This is a genomic window from Gluconobacter sp. OJA, from assembly GCF_039638325.1.
GTDB classification, from domain to species: domain Bacteria; phylum Pseudomonadota; class Alphaproteobacteria; order Acetobacterales; family Acetobacteraceae; genus Gluconobacter; species Gluconobacter cerinus.
Genome location: NZ_JBDIWI010000001.1, coordinates 628,728 through 650,710, shown reverse-complemented (window position 1 = coordinate 650,710; position 21,983 = coordinate 628,728). Strand labels below are relative to the sequence as shown.

General features: G+C 56.6%; 20 protein-coding genes, 1 tRNA gene and 1 other RNA gene. 12 read left to right on the top strand and 10 right to left on the bottom strand.

The features are described 5' to 3' along the window. Positions 1-35: 35 nt before the first annotated feature. Positions 36-920: a LysR substrate-binding domain-containing protein gene (locus ABDK75_RS03015; protein ID WP_346004937.1), complete on the top strand. Its 885-nt coding sequence runs from the start codon at positions 36-38 to the stop codon at positions 918-920. Positions 921-1,000: 80 nt separating this feature from the next. Here the strand turns inward: ABDK75_RS03015 and ABDK75_RS03010 are convergent, their stop codons facing one another. From ABDK75_RS03010 to ABDK75_RS02995, 4 genes are all read right to left on the bottom strand, one after another. Next, positions 1,001-2,458, bottom strand: a complete 1,458-nt coding sequence (locus ABDK75_RS03010) for a mannitol dehydrogenase family protein (protein WP_264649143.1) — start codon at positions 2,456-2,458, stop codon at positions 1,001-1,003. A 123-nt stretch (positions 2,459-2,581) separates the two neighbouring features. Further along, complete coding sequence (locus tag ABDK75_RS03005) at positions 2,582-3,613, bottom strand: FUSC family protein (RefSeq protein ID WP_244591121.1); 1,032 nt, start codon at positions 3,611-3,613, stop codon at positions 2,582-2,584. Positions 3,614-3,697: 84 nt separating this feature from the next. After that, a complete protein-coding gene (locus tag ABDK75_RS03000; protein WP_211501641.1) occupies positions 3,698-4,450 on the bottom strand; it encodes a glycosyltransferase family 25 protein in 753 nt (250 codons plus the stop codon). A gap of 30 nt (positions 4,451-4,480) precedes the next feature. Next, entirely contained in the window at positions 4,481-6,016 is a 1,536-nt protein-coding gene (locus tag ABDK75_RS02995; RefSeq protein WP_211498703.1) for a Do family serine endopeptidase, read from the bottom strand. Positions 6,017-6,133: 117 nt separating this feature from the next. Here ABDK75_RS02995 and ABDK75_RS02990 point away from each other — a divergent pair, with 117 nt between their 5' ends. The 3 genes from ABDK75_RS02990 to ABDK75_RS02980 all read left to right on the top strand — a co-directional run bounded on the left by ABDK75_RS02990 (position 6,134) and on the right by ABDK75_RS02980 (position 7,622). Continuing rightward, a complete protein-coding gene (locus tag ABDK75_RS02990) occupies positions 6,134-7,324 on the top strand; it encodes an Mrp/NBP35 family ATP-binding protein (protein ID WP_346004936.1) in 1,191 nt (396 codons plus the stop codon). Beyond that, complete coding sequence (locus tag ABDK75_RS02985; RefSeq protein ID WP_167386129.1) at positions 7,321-7,479, top strand: hypothetical protein; 159 nt, start codon at positions 7,321-7,323, stop codon at positions 7,477-7,479. Before ABDK75_RS02990 ends, ABDK75_RS02985 begins: the two co-directional genes overlap by 4 nt. A gap of 68 nt (positions 7,480-7,547) precedes the next feature. Further along, a tRNA-Thr gene (locus ABDK75_RS02980) sits at positions 7,548-7,622 on the top strand. A gap of 479 nt (positions 7,623-8,101) precedes the next feature. Here the strand turns inward: ABDK75_RS02980 and thyX are convergent. Further along, complete coding sequence (gene thyX, locus ABDK75_RS02975) at positions 8,102-9,013, bottom strand: FAD-dependent thymidylate synthase (protein WP_346005820.1); 912 nt, start codon at positions 9,011-9,013, stop codon at positions 8,102-8,104. Between the two features lie 83 nt (positions 9,014-9,096). Here thyX and ssrA point away from each other — a divergent pair. The 3 genes from ssrA (at position 9,097) to ABDK75_RS02960 (ending at position 10,578) form a co-directional block, all read left to right on the top strand. Further along, positions 9,097-9,423: a transfer-messenger RNA gene (ssrA, locus tag ABDK75_RS02970) on the top strand. A gap of 89 nt (positions 9,424-9,512) precedes the next feature. After that, positions 9,513-10,085, top strand: coding sequence for an SspB family protein (locus tag ABDK75_RS02965; RefSeq protein WP_046900804.1), 573 nt, complete (start codon positions 9,513-9,515; stop codon positions 10,083-10,085). A 100-nt stretch (positions 10,086-10,185) separates the two neighbouring features. Continuing rightward, positions 10,186-10,578, top strand: coding sequence for a VOC family protein (locus ABDK75_RS02960; RefSeq protein WP_046900803.1), 393 nt, complete (start codon positions 10,186-10,188; stop codon positions 10,576-10,578). Between the two features lie 34 nt (positions 10,579-10,612). On the opposite strand, the gene ABDK75_RS02955 is transcribed toward ABDK75_RS02960, so the two are convergent. The 3 genes from ABDK75_RS02955 to ABDK75_RS02945 form a co-directional block, all read right to left on the bottom strand. Beyond that, positions 10,613-10,831 carry a hypothetical protein gene (locus ABDK75_RS02955; protein WP_046900802.1) on the bottom strand — a complete coding sequence of 73 codons (219 nt, stop codon included), beginning with the start codon at positions 10,829-10,831 and terminating at the stop codon, positions 10,613-10,615. Positions 10,832-10,909: 78 nt separating this feature from the next. Continuing rightward, entirely contained in the window at positions 10,910-11,692 is a 783-nt protein-coding gene (locus ABDK75_RS02950) for an ABC transporter ATP-binding protein (RefSeq protein ID WP_346004935.1), read from the bottom strand. Position 11,693: 1 nt separating this feature from the next. Then, positions 11,694-12,575, bottom strand: a complete 882-nt coding sequence (locus ABDK75_RS02945) for an ABC transporter permease (RefSeq protein WP_046900800.1) — start codon at positions 12,573-12,575, stop codon at positions 11,694-11,696. A 209-nt stretch (positions 12,576-12,784) separates the two neighbouring features. On the opposite strand from ABDK75_RS02945, the gene ABDK75_RS02940 reads away from it, so the two are divergent. The 3 genes from ABDK75_RS02940 to ABDK75_RS02930 are packed head-to-tail and all read left to right on the top strand — an operon-like array spanning position 12,785 to position 15,382. Next, positions 12,785-14,170: a lytic transglycosylase domain-containing protein gene (locus ABDK75_RS02940; RefSeq protein ID WP_346004934.1), complete on the top strand. Its 1,386-nt coding sequence runs from the start codon at positions 12,785-12,787 to the stop codon at positions 14,168-14,170. A 31-nt stretch (positions 14,171-14,201) separates the two neighbouring features. Then, a complete protein-coding gene (locus tag ABDK75_RS02935; protein ID WP_211498701.1) occupies positions 14,202-14,747 on the top strand; it encodes a peroxiredoxin in 546 nt (181 codons plus the stop codon). Between the two features lie 26 nt (positions 14,748-14,773). Continuing rightward, positions 14,774-15,382, top strand: a complete 609-nt coding sequence (locus ABDK75_RS02930; RefSeq protein WP_215751641.1) for a DUF1643 domain-containing protein — start codon at positions 14,774-14,776, stop codon at positions 15,380-15,382. 13 nt (positions 15,383-15,395) lie between these two features. Here ABDK75_RS02930 and ABDK75_RS02925 read toward each other — a convergent pair whose 3' ends face one another. After that, the gene (locus tag ABDK75_RS02925; protein WP_339408315.1) at positions 15,396-16,052 is read right to left on the bottom strand and encodes a POTRA domain-containing protein; all 657 of its coding nucleotides are present in this window, start codon (positions 16,050-16,052) and stop codon (positions 15,396-15,398) included. Between the two features lie 299 nt (positions 16,053-16,351). On the opposite strand from ABDK75_RS02925, the gene ABDK75_RS02920 reads away from it, so the two are divergent. Further along, the gene (locus ABDK75_RS02920) at positions 16,352-17,920 is read left to right on the top strand and encodes a carbohydrate porin (protein ID WP_086633364.1); all 1,569 of its coding nucleotides are present in this window, start codon (positions 16,352-16,354) and stop codon (positions 17,918-17,920) included. Positions 17,921-18,090: 170 nt separating this feature from the next. Further along, a complete protein-coding gene (locus ABDK75_RS02915; protein WP_099211846.1) occupies positions 18,091-20,340 on the top strand; it encodes a TonB-dependent siderophore receptor in 2,250 nt (749 codons plus the stop codon). 84 nt (positions 20,341-20,424) lie between these two features. Here the strand turns inward: ABDK75_RS02915 and ABDK75_RS02910 are convergent, their stop codons facing one another. Continuing rightward, entirely contained in the window at positions 20,425-21,972 is a 1,548-nt protein-coding gene (locus ABDK75_RS02910) for a carbohydrate porin (RefSeq protein ID WP_046901006.1), read from the bottom strand. Between the last annotated feature and the right edge of the window lie 11 nt (positions 21,973-21,983).

Sequence of the window (21,983 nt, the reverse complement as noted above, 5' to 3'; positions counted from 1 at the left end):
TCGTTAAAAACGATTGATTGCTATTGAGGACGATCATGACGCTAGAGCAGTTACGCATTTTCGTTGGCGTCGCCGAACGCGAACATATGACGGCCGCTGCACGAGCGCTGAACGTCACGCAGTCCACTGCTTCAGCCGCAATTTCTGCCCTTGAAGAACGGCACGGCATCAAGCTGTTCCATCGCGTGGGGCGAGGCATCGCTTTAACGGATGCTGGCCAGATTTTTCTGGAAGAAGCCCGCAATGTTCTTGCAAGCGCAGCTTCGGCGCAAAACACACTTGATGAACTCAGCGGACTCAATCGCGGCAGTCTTCGCGTTGTCGCCAGCCAGACCATCGCAGCCTACTGGCTCCCACCAATACTGGTCGCCTTTCGCGCCACCTTTCCCAACATCACTATTACGCTTGAAATCGGCAATACGACGCAGGCCGCAGCGCATGTGCGAGAGGGACAATCGGATCTTGGAATTGTCGAAGGCGACGTGGATGACCCCGCACTCGCGCAGTGGCCACTCGCGGAAGATCGCCTGCAACTCGTGCAGGCAGAACCTTTCGGAACGCACACTGTGGACGCTGGCTGGCTGCAAAATGCGACCTGGATCATGCGGGAGCGTGGCTCGGGCACACGCTCATCGCTTGATACCAGTTTGCGGGCTGTCGGCGTAAAACCTGAGACCCTGAAGGAAGGTCTGGTTCTGCCATCAAACGAAAGCGTAAGGACGGCTGTTGAGGCAGGCGCCGGACTGGCTGCTCTTTCTTCCCTTGTGGTTGCCCCATCCCTCGCCAGCGGAAAACTTCATGCTGCTCCGTTTGATCTTGGCCCCCGCACCTTCTTCGGTTTGCGACACAAAGAACGCTATCGCAGCAAAGCCGCTGATGCTCTTTTGCAGATCATCTCGGCGCGGAAAAACGGCACCTAGAAACGGATGGGCGCCAGCCCATAAAAAAACCGCTTCCCCCTAAAGAGAAGCGGTTAAAAGACCTATCAGGCTGCCCGGTTTCAGGCTGGGAGTGCAGCCTTGACGCCCTTTTCGCGAATGATCTTGCGCAGCGCGATAACCTTCTCATCAAGCGTCGCATTATCAAGGTCACGCCAAGCGTCAAAAGCGGGAAGTTTCAGAGCGCTCTCAAAGTCGTCTGCTTTCGCGAGTGCCTTCTGCTGCTCACCGAAGGTTGGCTCAAACGGCTCGTACGTTCCGCCCTTCTCGCTCTTCCCACGCAGCATCTCAAGGTAGGCGGCCATGCCAAACGCAATTCGGGATAGATCCCGCTTGCCTTCAAGAGCCTGACGCACCGTTTCCGTCCAGAAGACCTGAATTTTCGAGGACCCATCCCCTGAAATTCGCAGGGTCTGGTCAGCCATCGCCGGGTTGGAGAAGCGGCTGATCACGCTGTCACGATACCCTTCCAGCGTCATGCCCGGCGGGGCTTCCAGGGTCGGGATGACATCCTTGTTGAGGAAGTTCTCCAGATTGCCCCGCAGATCCGCATCACGAACCGCCTCATCAACATTTTCATACCCGACCAGAACGGCAGGGAAGCAGAGCATGATGTGGCCAGCATTCAGCATACGGATCTTCACATGTTCGTAGTCCGTCACATCATCGACGAACTGGACACCGGCCTTCTCCAGTGCCGGGCGTCCGTCAGCGAAGCTGTCTTCCAGCACCCACTGATGGAAATCCTCAGCAACGAGCGGAAGGTCATCGCTCAGGCCACTGGCCTCATTCAGGCGCTTGGCAATTTCTGAAGACACGGTCGGTGTGATGCGATCCACCATTCCATTGGGGAATGTGGCGTTTTCTTCAATCCACTTAGCCAGTTCCGGATCACGCGCCTTTGCATAACCCAGGAACGCCTTGCGGGCGACGTTCCCATTGTGCCGAAGATTATCGCAGGACATGATCGTAAAGGCCTTACCCCCGGCATCCCGGCGACGGCGCAGTCCTTCCACAACATATCCGAAGATCGTAGACGGCGCTTCCGGCGTCTTCAAATCCTGCTGAACAGCCGCATTCTCAAGATCGAACGCACCCGTCGATTCATTGATGTTGTAGCCACCTTCGGTGATCGTCATGGAAACAATCCGGATGGTAGGGTCTGAAAGGTGCTTCAGTACGGCTTCCGGATCTGCCGGAGCCAGCAGATAGTCCCGCAATGCGCCCATGACGCGGACAGTGCTTTTGCCAGACGGTGCCGTTTCCGTCAGGGAGAAGAGGCAATCCTGCTTTTTGAATTCTTCAGCTTTTTTCTTTGAGCGATCACCGCCCGTCAGACCGACGCCAATGATGCCCCAGTTGGGATCATCCTTGAGAATTTGTTCAATATAGAATGCCTCATGGGCACGAAAGAAATTGCCCACACCAAAATGCACGATCCCTGGCTTTATCCCGTTGATGTCGTAGGGCGGAGCCTGCACACCGGCGGGAAGAGACTTGAGGGTTTCGTGCGTAATCATGGATTTCTCCGTTCCTAATGACCAGCCTCTGACGGGGGCCGGTTTTCCGGGCAGATGCACCGAGCTCTCCAGAAAACGCGGGAGATCACGACCGGGTTTCGAAAAAACGCCATCAAATGGCGCCTAGAGCCCTTTGGCAGCACTGGCATCATCCCGCATAAGAACGCCTACAGCGCGCTCCAGATCATCCTTGAACAAAGACATGACGAAGCGCATTTCAGGCCGCGTCTGTTCTTCCAGCCGTGGAAGAAGTTCGAGAATGTCCTTGTCTTCCGGCTGATGCGGATGACGGTCCTGCTTGCGAACAAATCTTTGTTCACAGCTATGAGCCAGTGCTCTCAGCGTGTGGCTGAGGCTTTTGTAGAGTGGAACAAGGCCTGTATTCCCTGCTGCACGGCCTGTCGCGATTGCTCGAGCCACCAGCATCGTATCGTTCAGGAGCCGCCGCATCAACCTTGGAAGTGCCGCAAGCACAGGATCGCGCTTCTCCAGATCACTGAAACGCTCGCGTCTGGCCTCTTCCACTGCGCCTTCAAGTTCGATCAGAAGGGCCACACAGGCTTCGTTCCGGGTTTCAATTTCTCGCCAGCCTGTTTTCTGATCCAGTGCGCCTTCCAGCAATCCGTCCAGACGTCGCAGAATACGGCTGGATGTGTGGAAAGCCTGCTTTCGGGCACTGCTATGCAATACCACGAAAGACACCACCAGAGAGACGACCACACCAATCATGATAGCCGTCAGCCGCGTGACCATTGGCAGGAACGGGCTGCCTTCGCTGGGAAACAGATACACAATAATCAGGGTGATACAGGCAAACCGCAGATTGGTCTGAACGGCTGCAAGGAAGGCCAACGGCGCGAGAACGATCCAGAAAGGCAGCCACCGCAGACCCGTCCACATTTCCAGCAAGACCGCCACGATCCCCGCGACAGCGCCTAGCAGCGTGCCGGTAATCTGATCGCGGGCCGTTGCCATTGTCTGCGTTATGCTGGACTGCGTAACAATCAGTGCGGTCACAAGCGCCCAGATTGTTTCCTGAAGATGGAGGGTCATGCCCACAACCCAGGCTGTGACGATCGAAACCAGAACGCGAATGGTCTGGCGCGTGGCGGGTCGCAGAACCTCTCGCCAGCTGCTTCCCTTCGGCGGGACCATCAGCCAGGTCTGTGTGATTTTTTTTAGAGCACTCATCATGTCATGAGCGCTTTAAGAGCTTCCCGGTTCTTCCGTCCACCCGTTTCAGAGCGAGATCAGATGCCCGCCTCTTTCAAACGAAGAACTGGACCAGTCATTCCCCGGAATGGCGATGGGAGGGAGACACACGTAGGACCTGACGTCTTGCAGAACCATGCTGATGGCAACATCAATTCCAACGTTCGTCCATCGTATGCGGGTAAATTCCCGACAAACGGGAGATGTAAAATACCGCAGAGCGTAATACCCGTCCTTTATCGGAAAGATATTTTCCATGAAGAATTTTGCACAGGCAGGCGTGATAACGTAGCAGCAACAGCCTGCGAAGGCACTGAGTTGCGGGTAACAGAACGCACGCCCTTTTAAGAACTTTGGCTGCTCTTCATCAAAAATGATTGTCGCCTTCATGGAGCCCGGAACAAACGCCACCTCCAACGGCCAATCCGTGTTGAACCCGAGAGCCAGAAAATCATAATCAGGATTGGTGGTCAGCGCCTGCTCTCGGTCTTTCCAGAAATCTGGAGACAGATGAACGTCATCCTCCATGACCATAATGGGCTCCCCGATGTCCCGGCAGAGCTGCCATAGCCTCAGATGCGACATCGCGACGGCAAGCGCCGTATCGTCATAATCGGCGTCATTTAAAACGATACCGGCATCAATACCCGCCTGCTTGCTGACATCATTTTTATCTGTCGCAGGGAAAACGGTAATCTGGTCGAGGAACGGCGCATTTATGGCATTGAACTGCGCAAGCCGGTCTGGCCTGGAAGCAAGACTGATGACGTAATTCTTCATCGCCCCTCACACCCTAAGAAGCTGAGCGGATCAGTTCCCCAGAAAGGGAACTGGTACCCAGCGTAGCCCGTCATCATCCTGCACCAACAGCAGAACTTCTTTCTTTTTCTGTTCCAGCGCGCGGCTCACAGCTTTGGCAAAAGCATCCGGCGTGTCGATCTGATCCTGCCCAACCTGCGTAATCACATTCCCAACGGCAATCCCGCGAGATGTGGCCGGACTGGACGGTTCAACCCGATCCACCAGCACGCCGCGCTGATCGTCCGTCAGAGCATACTGGGTGCGCATTTCTGCATCGATGGAACGCACCGCCAGACCCAGCTCGCCAAAAGCTGCTTTCGTATGCGTTGGCTGATGCGTGTCGGACGGTGGCATATCTGGCGCGTTTGGCGACTGTGCCAGCGTGATCGGAAGCGTCTTGATGCTGCCCTTATGCCAGACGGTCAGCTCTGTCTTTGTTCCAGGCAAAATGGACGCAATGATGCGCGGCATGGTCTGACCCGTCACATCCTGACTGCCCACACGCGTGATGATGTCGCCCACCTGCAGGCCAGCCTGAGCTGCCGGACTTTTCGGCCCCACTTCAGATACCAGAGCGCCCTTGCCGACGGTGCCGTCCGCCTGGTGGAAATCAAGGTCCTCAGCGATGTCGTAGGAGACATTCTGGAACTTCAGTCCCATCCACCCGCGCGACACATGACCTGTCTTGCGAAGCTGATCAATGATGCCGCGCGCGTCATCCGCCGGGATGGCAAAGCCGATCCCGATAGAATCACCCCCGGCCCCACCATAGATCAAGGTGTTGATGCCAATAACTTCGCCCGAGAGATTAAAGAGCGGGCCGCCTGAATTTCCCCGGTTAATGGCTGCATCCGTCTGGATATAGTCATCATACAGGCCGTGTTCGACATTCCGTCCGCGGGACGAGATGATACCTGCCGTGACTGTTCCGTTCAGGCCGAACGGATTGCCAATGGCCACCACCCAGTCTCCGATCCTGGCGGCATCGCTGTGTCCTAACGGAACAGCCGGCAGCGGATGTTTCGGTTTGACTTCCAGAACGGCCAGATCAACCTGACTGTCACGCCCCACAATCTTTGCCGGCAGCTCCGTACCATCCTGAAGTGTCACGGAGACCTGATCTGCGCCTTCAATGACATGATTGTTCGTCACGATGATGCCCGCCGGATCGACAATAAAGCCTGATCCCAGAGCCTGCATCCGCCGCGGCGGCCGGTTGGGTGCCGGCTTATGCGTCATGTAGTCGTGAAAGAATTTTTCCAGCGGAGAGCCCTGCGGGAACTGCGGCACCTGCGGCCCATCCGGACCACTGGAGTCCGGCCCCTTGTCTTCATCCTTACCGGGCTTGAGCACAGCAGACGTGGAAACATTCACCACGGACGGAAGAAGGCGATTTGCCAGATCCGCAAAGCTGGACGGAACGGAGCGCGGGGCTGGAACGGGTGCCGGAGAGGGCTGCGGGGCGGTCTGGGCCTGTACCGTCGTGACGGACAGCGCCAGGGAAACGGCGCAGGACAGGGCAAGGCTGGCGGTCAATCTGCTCATGGTGACACGCTAACGCAGAAGACAGTCCTTCGTCACCATCCTGTAGTTCAGGAGGGGCGTATGCTACGCTGTTTCTCCTTCCTGACAGGCCGTTCCCCCAGAAAAAAGAGTCTTGGCATGACCGATCATCTCCCCCCGACCAGTTCTTCTGACGAATCACATGCCAATGCCGAGAAACGCATTTCCGAGATTCTGAACAACGAACAAACTGGCCTTGGATCGAATGTATTGTCCTTTGCGTCGCTGGAAGGTGTTTCAGTTCGCGATGGACATGCGCACGTGACCCTTGCCACCTCGCGGGACAACGTGTCGCGCATGGAGCCGATCAGACCTCAGGTTGAAGCAGAGATCGCACGCATTCCAGGCCTGACGGGAGCAACAATTTCCCTGACAGCCCATCGCGCTACCACGCCACCACCGGCCAACGCACCAGTTCCCGCAGCCGGGGGCGGTCACCGACCGTTCAATCTGGGCGGCAAACGGCAGAATGCGTCCAGTCGTCATGCTCCAGAGACGCTTCTGCCGGGCGTAAAAGCCGTCGTCGCTGTTGCGTCCGGCAAGGGAGGCGTTGGCAAATCCACAACCGCTGTGAACCTTGCAGCCGGACTGGCTAAATTAGGTGTCCGGACCGGACTGCTGGATGCAGACATCTACGGCCCGTCCCTGCCGCGGATGCTCGGCCGCAACACACGCCCCGAAGTTATTGAAGGCCGGATCATTCCCATTGAAGCCTGGGGGCTGAAAAGTATGTCCATCGGCTATCTGGTGGACGAGCATCAGGCCATGATCTGGCGTGGCCCCATGGTCATGGGCGCCCTCACCCAGTTCCTTGGAGAAGTGGACTGGGGAGATCTGGACGTCCTTGTCATAGACATGCCGCCCGGAACCGGTGATGCCCAACTGACACTGGCCCAGAAGCTTGGGGCCAAGATGGCCAAGGGTGGGGCTGTTATTGTCTCCACGCCTCAGGACATTGCGCTGCTGGATGCAAGACGTGGCGTTTCCATGTTCGAACGGATGGAAACCCCCATCCTCGGCGTTGTGGAGAACATGTCCTATTTCTGCTGCCCCAATTGTAATCACCGCACTGAGCTTTTCGGCCACGGTGGCGCCAGAGAAGAGGCCGAACGTTTGGGCGTACCCTTCCTCGGCGAAATTCCTCTGCTAGCTGACATCCGGGCCAGCGGTGATCAGGGCACGCCCATTATCCTTTCGGCACCTGACAGCGAAGCTGCCCGTGCCTACACGGCCCTCGCCACGACTATTGCCGAGGCCCTCAGCCACTCTGATGAAAAGGCTTCCTCATGACCCGTCTTCTCCTGCTGGGAACAGCACTACTTCTATCGGCTTGTGCTAAGCCGCCTGTAGTCCATCATGGGCTTTCTTCAGACGGCTACGGCTTCACGAATAACTCCTCCCATCTTCCGCCGCCACCGAGCCTCATGACCCCTGCGACACGATAAAATTACAGAATCGACACTCAGGAGCTTGACCAAAGGGGTCTCGGCGTGGAAAAAGCCGGGCTGTGGATGCCGGGTTAGCACAGTGGTAGTGCAGCGGTTTTGTAAACCGAAGGTCGGGGGTTCAAATCCCTCACCCGGCACCACGATTTTTCCCAGAAAATCAAGCATTCTACGCGATTCTCCAAAAAAAATCGTGCATGCCGTCGACCTCCTCTTTGGGGGATCAAGCCCTGTGGATAAGTTTGTTGATTAAGATCTACGAAATGTGAGTCCGACGTGATTCCACATTCGTTCTCCGTAGAATCCGTTCAGAAACAGCGATTCCGGAAAACAGGAAATCCACCGACCATTTTACTCACCGAAATACGAACTCAATTTTCGGCGGTGGGGTCAATTTTATAGCAGTGTTCAGTCAGGCCCTTTTTACAAAGGGCCATATGCTTGTGTGCCGGTGCAGGCCAGAAAATGTGGATGCACACGGACGCAAGAATGAGCAGCCCTGCGAGAATCGCCCAAGGCCAGATCCGTGGTAACTGCGGCTCTATTTCAGCCGAAGTTTCACTTTGCACGGAAGGAGCTTCTCGCAGGAGCTTGTCAAAATCGTTCACGATTTTCGGTTATCTCAGGCTTCTGGTTCGAGAATGTTGTTCATCTCGATCCATTCGCGCTTGGAAAGCCCGGACGTTTCCTGTGTCACGGCCTCTCCCGCCAGACGGCGGCGCACCACGCTCAGCATCCCCGCTGAGAACGTGAAGGCTCCGCGACGATATTCTTCGAATGCAGCAGCCGTTGCCGGCACCCAGGCATGCAGGAGCTCAATCATCTTTTCTGCATAAACACGAATCTCGTACTGCGCATGCGGATCCGCGCGCAGGGCGAGGAAGTGCATCAGATTGTGCAGATCGATCTTCCAGTACCACTGGGTATAGGTGTTCAGCGTTAGGTTCATGCGCGCCAGTTCACGGGCCAGGCCAGTGCCCTCCGGGTCCAGCATCGATTCATAATCATCGTAGCACTGGCTGGCGTCACGACGCAGAATCTCAAGCACGCGCTCTGCTGTTTCCGGATCAAGAGCTTCGCTGCGTCCCTGACGGTTCGAGGCGCTCTGCGATGCAACCTGATCCAGAGCTGGCAGATAGAACTCACGGTCGAGAATCGAATAGCGCGCGGAATATTCGTTCACGCTCGCCATGCGATGACGAATCCACTGCCGTGCCACGAAAACCGGAAGCTTCACGTGGAACTTGATTTCGCACATCTCGAACGGCGTCGAATGCCGATGACGCATCAGATAGCGGATCAGTCCGGCATCTTCAGACACCTTCTTGGTGCCACGCCCATAAGACACCCGGGCAGCCTGAACGACGGCTCCATCATCGCCCATATAATCGACGACGCGCAGGAAACCATGATCCAGCACCTCGATGGGCGTGAAAAGAAGTTTCTCCATCGCCGGAACGGTCGGGCGGGAGGTCAGCTGGGGCTCGTTGCGCTGAGCTTCGATCTCAGCGCGCTGTTCGGATGTCAGTGCCATAGGCCGCGGCTCTAGCATGACGAAACATCTCCCGCCACCGCAAGAGACGAGTCCGGGCGGCATCATCATGCGCTTCGTCTTTTCCCCTTGCAGGACGGCAACAGCACTCCTATGTTCAGCAGTGCAAGGGGTTCGTCCCCGGCTATGGCGATAAACGGTAAGTGAAATAAGTGTTGTGGACCCGGGGGCAGTGCCCGGCGTCTCCACCAAGAAAAATCTCTCGCAAGAGGGATCTGTGGGGACGAAACAGGCTCGACGCGCATGGTAAAGACTTATCTTTTGCCCGGTATTGTACCACCGTCATCGGGCTAAACTTACAAGTGCCAATGATAACTCTGAGGTGCTCGCTGTCGCTGCATAAGCGATAAGCGCGGTTCGGGAGGGCACCGGGCAACAGAAGCCCTCCCACCTCATTTTTCCTTTTGTGCAAAACGTCTTGCCATTCTGGCTGGTCTGTCGCATCCCTGACCTGATTGACTGAAACATCAGGCCTGCGACCATGAGCGACGACGATCACACCGGCCAGGACGGCCTTGAGCATGACCTGCCCGAAAGCCTTCTTCCCTATGACGACTGGGTGGAAGACGCCTATCGTGAAGTCATGCTGCGCGCCATTGAGCACGTTGCGGCTGAGGGACTTCCCGGTGCTCACCATTTCTATCTGACCTTCCGCACCAATCGTCCGGACGTGATCATTCCGTCCCGTCTCCGCGCCCAGTATCCGGAAGAGATGACGATCGTTCTTCAGCACCAGTTCTGGGATCTGGCGCTGGATCGCGAAAAGAATGTCATTTCCGTTGGTCTGTCGTTCGGGGGCGTTGGCAGCATCCTCGTCATCCCGGTCGCCGCCATTACGGCCTTTGCCGATCCGCATATCCGGATGGCGCTGCGCTTCGTCAGCAGCATGGTCGATGACGACGAGGACATCGAGATCCCTGAAGGTGCGGTAGAGCCAGATGATATCGATCCGGCACACCACCCCGAGGTGACGATCGAAGAGCCTCCTCAGGAAGAGAAGAAAGATGCCGAAGTCGTCAGCTTGGCGGCATTCCGCAAGCGCCCACCAACCTGAGCTATTATTTCCCGCCCGAACAGGGCACCGAGGCCTGACGGTTTCTGCGTCCTGATGATAATATCAGGACCATCGGGCGCCGTTTTCTTGAGGGACAATCATGCGCTTTACCGTTGATCGCCTTGACCACATCGTTCTGACCGTACGGGACAGAACTGTTTCGGCATCCTGGTACCAGCGGGTTCTGGGCATGGATATTGAGGAATACGGCCGGAATAACCGTGTTGCTCTCTGCTTCGGCGGCCAGAAGATCAATCTTCGCCCTGAAGGATCAGAGGGTTGGGAAACGGCCGAGGGCGCGCAGCCCGGCACATCCGACCTCTGCTTCACAACAGCCATCTCAAGTGACGATGTTGTGCGGCATCTCGAAAAATGCGGTGTTGTCGTTGTGGAAGGTCCGGTTTCGCGCCTGGGCGCGCTAGGTCCAATCACCTCGGTCTATTGCCGGGACCCGGACGGCAACCTTGTGGAAATTGCCTCTTACCAAGGCTAACAGGCGGGTCTTGACCCGCCTGTCCTGCTGGCTTTTACCAATTTTTGGAGATCATCCAGAATTCTTCGGATGTCAGGGTAATCGCATTGCAGTCTTTGGTTTCAGCCGCAGCCGTGGCGAGGGCTTCGATCCGCTCGATCATGAGCGTCTTACGCTGATGAGCTTCTGACTGCTCCTTGACGGTCGCAAGTGTCTGAAGGGCAGACTTTGCAGCTTTGGCAACGCGGGCTGCATCAATAGCGGCATAAGACATGATTAGTCTCCATGGTGATGGTCAAACTCGAAGTTGATCCTACCGCACCCTTGAGACCAGACCAAATAACAGCTGACCTCAGGCCAGTGAGGCCTCATACGCTTCAAGCACAGTGTCCGTCGGACCATCCATGCGGATCTGCCCCTTTTCCATCCAGAGGATGCGCGTACACCACTGCTTGAGCACAGGCAGGGAATGCGATGTCACGACAAGAATTTCAGCGGCATCAACCATGCCTGCCATCCGCTCCTTCGCCTTTTCCTGAAAGCGCTGGTCCCCTGCCATGAACCATTCATCCATCAGCAGAATGCGTGGACGGGGAACCGTAGCCAAAGCAAATCCAAGCCGAATGCTCATCCCGGACGAGTAGAGTCGAACGGGCAGATCAAAAAATGGCCCCAGCTCCGCAAAAGCTTCGACATCGGCTTCCAAAGCAGGAAGTTGCCCTTTGGGCAAACCAATGCGACATGCAAAGAGATTGAGGTTTTCGCGCCCGCTCAACTCAGGGTTCATGGCAGACTGCGGATCAATGAGCGCATGACTGTCGCCCTCGATATCCAGATAACCGTCATCTGTTTCATAGATCCCGGCCAGCACACGCAGGAGCGTTGTTTTACCAGCGCCGTTATGGCCGATCAGGCCAATGCGCTCACCTCCATTGATTTGAAATGTCAGTCCTGACAGCGCCTGCACGAGCACGGCATCCGAGGCGACTGCACCGAGACGCATTCTTCCGCCAACAGATGCAGGCTTCGTGACGGTGGCCTTGGCACGCGCCAGCAGGGTTTTCTTCAAAGAGCGAGAAGCCCCGTGCAGAACCGGGAACGACAAGGAGAGATTCTCAAGGCGGATATGCGTCATGTCAGATCCAGAATACCAGCCGTGAGCGCACGCGGACGAAAGCCCATATCGCGATAACCCAGAAGACCGCACTCGTCAGCAGAGCTACAAGCCAGACGCCGATCGAAGGAATGTGCCCTAACAGCGGAGCACGAACGACTTCCAGCAGGGCATAAAACGGATTGTACAGAAGATACCGTGCTTTCCCCGCCAGCTGCTGCGGCTGCCAAATGACAGGCGTCACATAGAACACGATCTGAAGGAGCGCCCCGATAATCGGCGGCACATCCCGAAACCTCGCACAGAGCGAGCCCAGCAGCATACAGGCCGCAAATCCGTCCAGTCCCCATAGCAGGAGTGAAGGAAGCGCCAACAACGCCGTAGACCCCGGCCAGACATGATAGATCGCGAAAACACCCACAGGTACTATGATGTTGTGAGCAAAGACGATCGCATTACGGACCACAACCCGAATGGCCTGAAGCAGCAAAGGAAGACGACTGGAGCGTATGATGCTTTCTGCATCCAGAAAACTGGTGCAGGATTCCTGAAGGAGGCTCGATAACCCCGTTTGCCAGAGCGTCAGGGAGAGCGCCAGAAACGGCAGGTAAACCTTCATATCCTGATGAAAGAGACGACTGTACAGAACGCCCATGGATGCAACCATGATGGCGGATGTAATGGTCAGCCAGAATGGACCCAACGCTGATCCGCGATAGCGAAGCTTGATGTCCAACCATCCCAGCATAACGCCCAGACGCCAGAGCTTGCAGGCTCCGCGAAAATCATCCCAGGCCCGGGCAGCAGGGCTCCCGCGACGCTGGTCGAACTTCAGCGGGCTCAGATCATGCTTCGGTAGCCGTTGCATCTCTGGCTCTTTGGGGGCCGGGGAAGATGAGTTCATCTGGTTCGCCTAGCCGATAGACTCTGTTCCCGCAAGCAGTCTTCCCCTTGATGAAGAAGCACCCTTTCACCATCTCTCGTCGAACAGCTTCGAAGCGAAAAAGTAGGCGACAAACGTAAACCTTTCGTCATTTTTCCTAGTTTTGCCGTAATCCCTGTGTATTGTCTGGGGGTTGCGACAGTTCTTCCCTTGTCAGGTACCCTGCCCCGATGCCCAGACCCGCCGTGCCGTTCCAGACCACTCTTCGCCCGTTGACCGCTCTCCGTTCCGGTCTGGCACTTGGTCTGATCGGCCTTCTCGCGGCCTGTGCCGGTACACCAGACATGAGTTCTACCTCGCAGGTTCCGGTCTCTCAGGAAGCCGCGAAATATCGCGCTCACGCGAAATCCTATTACGCTCCGCCTGGCCCACCCAGCGATCCATGGGGGCCATACATTCAGGAAGCCTCTGCTCGGTTCGATATTCCAGAAGCATGGATCCGGGCGGTCATGCAGCAGGAGTCCGGCGGCCACCTTTACGACCACAATGGCAATTTCATCACTTCGACGCCGGGTGCCATGGGCCTGTTACAGCTTATGCCGCCAACTTATGATGACATGCGCCAACAATACGGCCTCGGCGACGACCCGTTTGATCCGCACGATAATATTCTCGCAGGCACGGCATATCTTCGGCAGATGTACGAAATCTATGGTTCTCCAGGATTTCTCGCCGCCTACAACGATGGCCCTGGAAGCCTAGACAGCTATCTGCGTCGCGGACGTCCACTGCCGCGCGAGACACGCCGCTATGTGGCAGCAATCGGTCCACGCATCGCAGGCGTGACCCCTCATAACCGGTCGGCCGCAGACCTTTTGGTCTCCCAGCATGATCCAAACGCCCAGATCCAGGTCGCAGAAAATACTGCTCCCACCACGCCTGCCAGTCAGTCGATCCGTGCAGCCTGGTCTCACAAAGATTCATCAGCAGACAGTTCGTCTGACGATAGCTCGTCTTCAGATGAGACCGTGTCCGAAACACAAGTCGCTCCCGCAGCGCCTGTGGTTGTAGCCTCTGCCGCACCGGTAGAACCAAACAGTGTCAGCGCGGCGTGGGCAGCGCGGGGTATCACATCACCAGCTCCCACTGTGCAGAAAGTGGCCTATCACCCACCAGTCGCAAACAGCATGGATACCGAACTGGCCGACAGCCAGGTCACGGCGCAGGAAATTCCGATGGGGCACCATTTGCAGCCCCAGCCGATCATGGCCGTCATGCCTGCTTCACGACAGCAGTACCGACTGTCTTCCCCTGCACCGACAATGCATCACGCCACCATCGCCGCACCACAGGAAACGAGTGGCCCCAAAACATGGGCCATTCAGGTCGGCGCATTTGCCAATTCCGGACAGGCCACTTCAGCCGCGTCTCAGGCTCATAGTCAGGGCGGAGCAGTTGTCGCGTCTGCGAAAACACAGGTTGCCAGCGTCAAAACAGGCAAGGGACACCTCTATCGTGCCCGCCTGACCGGCCTGACACATGAAAATGCTCTTGCGGCCTGCCACCGTCTGCCGCACGGTTCACCATGCGTCGTGGTTCCGCCCGGCGCATTCTAAACCGTTACCTTCAGGGAACAGAGCACATCCTATGCGTCGCTTTCTGCCAATTTCTGCTTTCTGTGCCCTTGCCATGATTGGCACCCTCCCTTCTCCAGCTCACGCTGCTCTGGAATCAGGAGCCCATGCTCCAGACTTCACGGCCAAGGCGAGCATGGCAGGACATGAGTTCAGCTACCATCTGGCCGAGGCCTTAAAAACGGGTCCGGTCGTCCTTTACTTTTACCCTGCCGCCTTCACCAAAGGCTGCACTATCGAGGCACATGAATTCGCCGAGGCTGTTCCCGAATTCAAGGCGATGGGCGCAACGGTTATCGGGATCTCCATGGACCCGATCGACAAGTTGACCCGTTTCTCCGTCAGTGAATGCCGGAGCGCATTTCCCGTTGCCGCGGATCCTGACGGGACCATCACCAATTCCTACAAGGCCAAGATGCCTCTTCTGCATATGGCCAGCCGCACCTCTTACGTGATTGCGCCGGATGGGCATGTTGCCCTCTCCTATGCGTCCATGTCCCCGGATGGCCATGTCGAGCGCACACTGGCTGCCGTCAAGGCGCTTCAGGCTGCCCACTAAGTTTACCACACACCGGAATGTCTTCTATGCCGCGCCCTTCCCGCTCCACACCGTTTCAGAGCGGAGGGGAGCCTGCTGACCTTTTTGGGCAGCATCATGTTGGTGATTCACGCCCGCTTCGGCTGTCGGAAGACGTCATCAGTACAGCCCTCTACGACGGCCCGGGCGACTGTTACCGTTACACCTTGAAGCGCGTATGGGACGAGACGAAACCCATGGTCATGTGGCTGATGATGAACCCGTCAGTGGCCACAGAACTCGGGGACGACCGAACGGTCGCCAAATGCCAGCGCTATGCGCGTGCATGGGGTTACGGTGGAATTTTCGTCGGCAACAGTTTTGCCTACCGCTGCACGGATCAGAAACGCCTTTTGGAAGTCGATGATCCCATTGGGCCTGACAACGACAGGCATCTTCTTGAAATGGCAAAGGCAGCTGATCTTGTCGTGCTGGCTTACGGTGCACCACAGGCAAAGGCACTTCGGCCTCGGGGCACTGCTGTGGCCCGGATGCTGGCGCACCATGGCGTGAAGGTGACGGCATTAAGATTGAGCAAGACAGGACGGCCAGAACACCCACTTTATCTTCCGGGTGTCCTGACCCCCCAGTCATTGGATCCGGAGACCCTGACCTAATTCTTCAGGCGGGTTATTCCCCGTCTGAGCGCGGGCTCTGCTCACGGATCTGCCAGACCAGAACCAGATGATTATCATGGTTCGGATAAACAACCTGTGGCTGGATCTGAGCGCCGAGCTTGTTTTCCCGATAGACTTTCTCGATCGCCACTTCATCCGCAGCCAAAGCCTGATCCGAGATCGCTGCGCCATCCTGAAGGGTGGTTGCTGCTGCCAGAGCAGGCGTTGGTACTTTTCGGTTCCCCTCGAAAGCGACCTTATCCACAATCAGTCCAGCAGTGCCAGCCTCGGCAGTCCTTTGATCGTGCTCCCTCATAAGCAGCTTCACATCCACCTTGTTGGCGGAGATATGCAACTGCTCACCAAGGTCCGCCCCAACACCGCGTGACTGATACAGCGTCGCGACCTGTTTCTGTGCGTCTGCCAGCTTCGCACGTGTGACGTTCTGGCCGTCGTGATAGCCGAATGCTGCGAGAATATCCGCAGACGCAACACGCTTGTTCCCCTCCACAGACACCGAGCCCAGTTGAAGAGGGGAATCGAGAGCGGGAACAGGGGGGGGAGCGACTGGACCTGTAGCGGGCTCGGCCAAAACCGAACCGGTCGTTAAAATCGCTCCCACGGCAAGACCCACTCCTGCACGTGTCAGCATGGAACGAGAGAACCTCATGCTGCCTCCTGTAAAAAAACAAAAAATCAAGAGATTGTCTTACGCCATAATGCTCCGGGAGTTGCCCTTTATCTGGACCATGATGGTCTCCATCCACACAATGTCACACTTCTCATGGTCAAAGACCAAACCACTTTAGTTCCCTTGCACGCATTGACAGCGGGTCGGGCGGTCTGCGACACACCACCTCTCACTCCATAAATTGGAATTCATTTTCTTCGCCCCCCCTGTGGGAAAGTCTTCGAAGAAGACCGTCTTCCTGTTCGCCATCATCAGACAGAAGAGAGATTCGCTGCCTTATGGTCGTGCTGACTGATCACGCTCGCCTTTTTCGTTCCGGACATCTGCGGACCGTTTTTCTGGGACTCCTGTCCGCCTCGACACTGGCTTTTGCGCCAGGCCAAGCCTGGGGTCAGTCGGCCTCGCCTTCAGGTTCAACCCCGACGGCAGGCCCGTCGGCGGAACCCTCGGCAGGCAACAGCAAATCCGAACTGACGTCTCACCCTATGGATACAGGGCGACGCGTTCCCATCCTGCAAAACAACATGCGCGGCGTACGCAGTGCTGGCACGCCTGACGAAGTTGAAGACCCTGGTGCGTTTTTCGCAGCCCCCATGGGATCACAGCATTTCTTCGGAGACTGGGGCGGCATCCAGCCATGGCTTGTCAATCACGGCATTCACCTCCTCGCTGCAGTTAACGAAGAATTCGCCGGCAATGTGACGGGCGGTAAAGACCGCGCCTATTCGGATACGGGGCAGGTCGGCGTCGAAGTGGATATCGACTGGGACAAGATGGCCGGTATCAAAAACTTCTGGACGCATACGCTGATCGTCAACGGACATGGCCAGAACGTGTCCCGGATGTTCGGGGATTCCATTGCGCCCGTGCAGGAAATCTATGGTGCACGTGGCAACGTCGTAGCGCATCTCGTGTCGATGTATGGAGAGGCATCCTTTTACCATAACCGTATCGATATCAGCGCAGGCTGGATTCCGGTCGGTTCTTTCTTTGCTGCCTCGCCACTTTTCTGCGACTTCATGAACGTCGCCGTCTGCGGAAATCCAGCACCAAATAAGTACACGGAAGGCAACCGCGACTGGCCGTCCGGTAACCTTGCAGCCATTGCCCGGGTCATGCCAACGGCCAACACGTATATTATGGGTGGCCTCTTCGCCGTCAGCCCGCATGCTTACAACGGCGGCATTTCCGGTTGGTCCTGGGCGCAATCGGGGCTGGGGAAGTTTTCAACCCCTGTCGAAATCGGCTGGATTCCCCGTTTTGGGAAAAACCATCTCGTTGGTCATTACGAGCTTGGATATTCCTACGACAATTCACGCTATCTGAACCTGTACGAAGACATTCACGGGAACTCATGGCAGCAGACCGGCCTACCGCGCCGCTATGAAGCCGGGCGAAACAGTGCGTGGCTGATCATGGATCAGATGCTGATGCGCAACGGTCCGGGTGATACCAACGGTCTGATCCTTATGGCGGGCGCCATGTACAGTGACGGCAAGACCGTCGCCATGCGAGACCACACATGGGTCGGCATGATTGATACGGGCAAAGCGTGGGGCCGTCCGCTCGATACTGTCGGTGCCATGTGGCAGCACTTCGATATGAGCACTACAGCAGCCTTGCAGCAGGAATCCTCCAAGCAGCTCAACCTGCCCTATCAGGATAACCAGTGGGGCACAGTCTATGGCCCGCAGAGCCATGAGAACGTGTACGAACTGTTTTATAGCGCGCATGTGGCCCGTGCGATGGCGATCCAGCCTGACTTCCAGTACATCCAACGCCCCAGCGCGACGACGACATTTCGTGATGCCGCTGTGCTGGGGGTTCAGTTCACCGTCGTGCTCTGAATTAGCGACGAACAAACCACGACAAAGCGAAGCCCGAAAAAGGCTTCGCTTTTTTTATGCCCGCATCCCGCACGCAGACGCAGTCATATTAAGTTACATTGATTTATTTGAGATTAATTCTCATTACCGTATGTAGCGCACATCTTCCCCTCCAATCGAGGCTTCTTTCCGTGCGCGCATATCTGCTTTCCCGCCCCAGACCTGCTCGCCATCGCAGGCACCTGGCCTGCCTGCTGCTGGCCGGAACAACCCTTCCCGCTTTCGCCTATGCAGCAAGTCCTTTGCCGAACCAGACCCAGGTGGCGCCCAACAAGGCTGCGGCAGCGCCCAGCGCGGCCAAATCATCCGCGCCGACCGATGAAGAAATCATCGTAAAGGCCAAGCGCCGGAACCAGATGGAAGTCACGAGTGGCGGACAGCTTGGTGCACTCGGAAACAAGAAGGGCCTGGATGTGCCCTTCAACATTCGCAGTTATTCTTCCAGCATGATCCTGAACCAGCAGTCCCAGACACTGGGACAGGTTCTGGAAAATGATCCATCCGTTCGCACGACGTATGGATACGGCAACTTCTCGGAAATGTTTGTCATCCGCGGTTTCGCCGTCAACGGTGATGACGTGGCCATCAATGGTCTTTACGGCATCACGCCCCGACAGCTTGTTTCACCCCAGCTCTACGACAGTGTTCAGGTTCTTAACGGCGCCAGCGCGTTCCTGAACGGCGCTGCACCGAGTGGGTCTGCTATTGGCGGCAACATTAACCTGATGTTCAAACATGCGACGGATGCCCCCATCACCCGTCTGACGGGAGACTACACGAGCAGCGCCATGGGAGGCGGCAGCATTGACGTGGGCCGTCGTTTTGGAACGGAGAAGCAGTTCGGTGTTCGCCTGAACGTTGCCGGACAATCCGGCGAAGATTCCATCAATAATGAATACCGGCACTCCACCGCTCTGGGGGCTGATTTTGACTGGCACAGTCGCGATAACAGCACACGCATTTCGATGGACATGAACTATCAGAATCAGGGCGTTGATGGTGGCCGCCCTGGGCTGATGCTGAGTTCATCTGTCACCAGCGTTCCGCGCCCGGTCGCCCCGTCTCACAATTTCGGTCAGAAATGGGCGTATAATGACCTGAACTACATTTTTGGCATGCTGAACATTGAGCATGATCTCTCCAAAAATGTGACCCTGTATGGGGCCTTTGGTGCCCTGAACGCGAATGAGAAGGGCAACTATTCCAGCCCGACCCTAACGGATGCAGCCACCGGCGCTGCAACTGCGGGCAGCATGTATGTGCCTTACAATCAGACGAATGAGAGCACCCGCGCCGGCGTTCGTGCACACTTCCGAACGGGCTTCATCAAGCACGAAGTCAATGCCGGTGGCTCCGCGCTCTGGGAAGATTCAGCTGCGGCCTACGCCATGGCTCTGACCTCTCCGACCACGAACATTTACAAGACACCGCAGTTTGCCTCCCCGGCTCAGACTTTCGTTGGGGGTGTTTTAAACGATCCGCAGACGACAAACTGGACACGCCTGTACAGCCTGTTTTTCTCTGACACGATGTCTTTCCTGAATGGTCGCGTCGCCCTTACCGGGGGCTTCCGTTACCAGAACATGATGATCAACGGGTACAACTACAGCACAACCGGCCGAGGCTCGTTAAGCACTCCGTATAACCAGGATGCGATTACGCCTGTTGTCGGGCTTGTCATTCACCCGACGCGTCAGACGTCCATTTACTTCAACCGGATTGAGGGCATGTCTCAGGGTGATACCGCCCCTGCGAGTGCCCAGAACGTCGGACAGATTTTCCCGCCCTATAAGTCTGCCCAGTATGAAATCGGCGCCAAGTACGACATTGGTCGCTTCAGCGCTGCTCTGGCGTTTTATCAGATTTCACGCCCCAATTCTTATAATGTGCCCATCGAAGGCACGGGGTATTCCGTTTACAAACAGGACGGTTTGCAGCGAAACCGTGGCATCGAACTCACCGTAAATGGAGAGATTCTGCCGGGACTGAGATTCAATGGCGGCGGCACGCTGATTGATGCGGACCTGCGCCACACGGCCGGCGGCCTGCAGAATGGCAATTCAGCGATCGGCATTCCGAATTATACGATCAACGGCAATCTGGAATACGATCTCCCGTTCCTGAAGGGAGCCACGGTTGTCGGGCGTGTCGTCAATACAGGCAAGCAGTGGGTCAACACAGCCAATACCCTGCATCTGCCCGTCTGGACGCGCTTTGATCTGGCCGCACGCTATACGTTCACGACGTACCACAAGCCTGTCACTCTGCGCTTTGGCGTCGATAACATCGCCAACACACGCTACTGGTCTTCGTCCTTCAACGGCTATCTGCTTGAAGGCCTGCCCCGGACATTCAAGTTTTCCTTCACGACCGACCTCTGATTTCACGTCAGACGACTGGCACAAAAAAAACGCGCCACCTTGATCGGGTGGCGCGTTTTTCATGTCTGGCTTTTGCCAAAGAAATCAGAAGGTAATGCCCGTCTCAAAATCAAGCAGCAAAGCATTCTTGTAGCGATTGGTGCCCCCGGGATGCATAAGATACTGCGCACCCGGCCGGATCACGAGCCACGGGGTCGGACGCCAGCCATAGTTCAATTCAATGGCATGCTCTTCAGAGGGCTTGAACAGGTTTGTTGCCCCGGCAGCCTGCATCTGTCGCGCCCAGATCGTCAGCTTCGGGTTCACCCACAGCATCTTCATGCCAAGGCTGATCGTATCATTGGGTCGGCTCGGGAAGGTCCCCTTACGCGTGATGCCCCACGTAATGAAGTAAGGTGCAATCGCGGTGCGGGGATCACCCCAGGTGAAAGATCCGAAGAACGATGTTCCACGGTTCGGATCAGCCTTGTCACGTTCCAGCATACGGTCGAACTGGAACCAGCCACCAAAACGGCCACGAACCTGCTGGGTCGGCGCTGAAATCAGATACTCTGTCGGAACACCGAATGTGCCAAGCTGGCCATAGACGTTCTTGACCTGAGAAGAATCCCAGTAGCCACCAATCTTGATGTTGGTCTGAAGCGGGCCGCTGTAATCGTCCTTACCGCCCTGATGCCATCCAAGCTGAAACGGAACATACGTCCCCGTTGCGCCATGAAGGTTCATTTTCCAGCCATTATGCGTGTTGGCGATGGTCGGATCGACCGAATACGCACCAAACTGGATCAGGTAATGATTGTTTCCGGCAGGGTAGAACTTCACCCAGGCACCCGGATGCGCCGTCGGGTAATATCCGTAGCCCGAGTTCATTGCGACAGACTGCGGCATACCGCAGATGGCGTTGGACTCGAACTGGCAGTACTGGCTCATGCCCCAGTACATGGACGACTGCTCGAAATCATTCTCAGTGTTGATTTCACCGACTTCGGTAGAAACATACCGGTTCCACGGCATCTCCCACGAAAGACGGGTCAGACGCACGGTCTCACCAGATCCAAAGATCTGCTGCGGGCTATCCAGCGCCGGAAGCTTGGCACCGATACCCAGCCCCTGACGGGCAGTACTGAGGAAATGGAACAGGCCAAGGTTCCAGCCGGTCAGACGCTTCAGATCGAGATCGATGTTAAGACCGAATTCATCCGCATAACGAACGGTCTTGGCCTTACCACCCATCGGATTTCCTGCACTGTCCTGCAGGAAGTGACCACCGATGTTGATCCCTTTTTCCGTAAGCCAGGTGCGATATCCGCCCCAGTCACCGGTCATGGTGCTCTGCGTCAGCCAGTCATGGAAGCTGGCCGGGAAGAAGCGGTTTTCTGTCGTATCTGAAGGCTGCACGTCAGCAAGGTGCGACGGGGTCGGAGCGGGTTTGACCAGCAGAGGGGTTGGCTGGATGGACCGGGTGCGAAGAACCGGGTGCCCCGCACTATTATGGGCGCGAGGCTGACCAGGTTTTCCCTGATCAGATGCAGAAGCCGTCTCGGCGTATGCAATCTGGGGTGTGGAGAGCGTCGTGCTCAAAAGACAGGCCGCCCCCAGAGCCTTCGTCAAACCGCTTTTAAACCTCTGCATCTTTTCCCGCG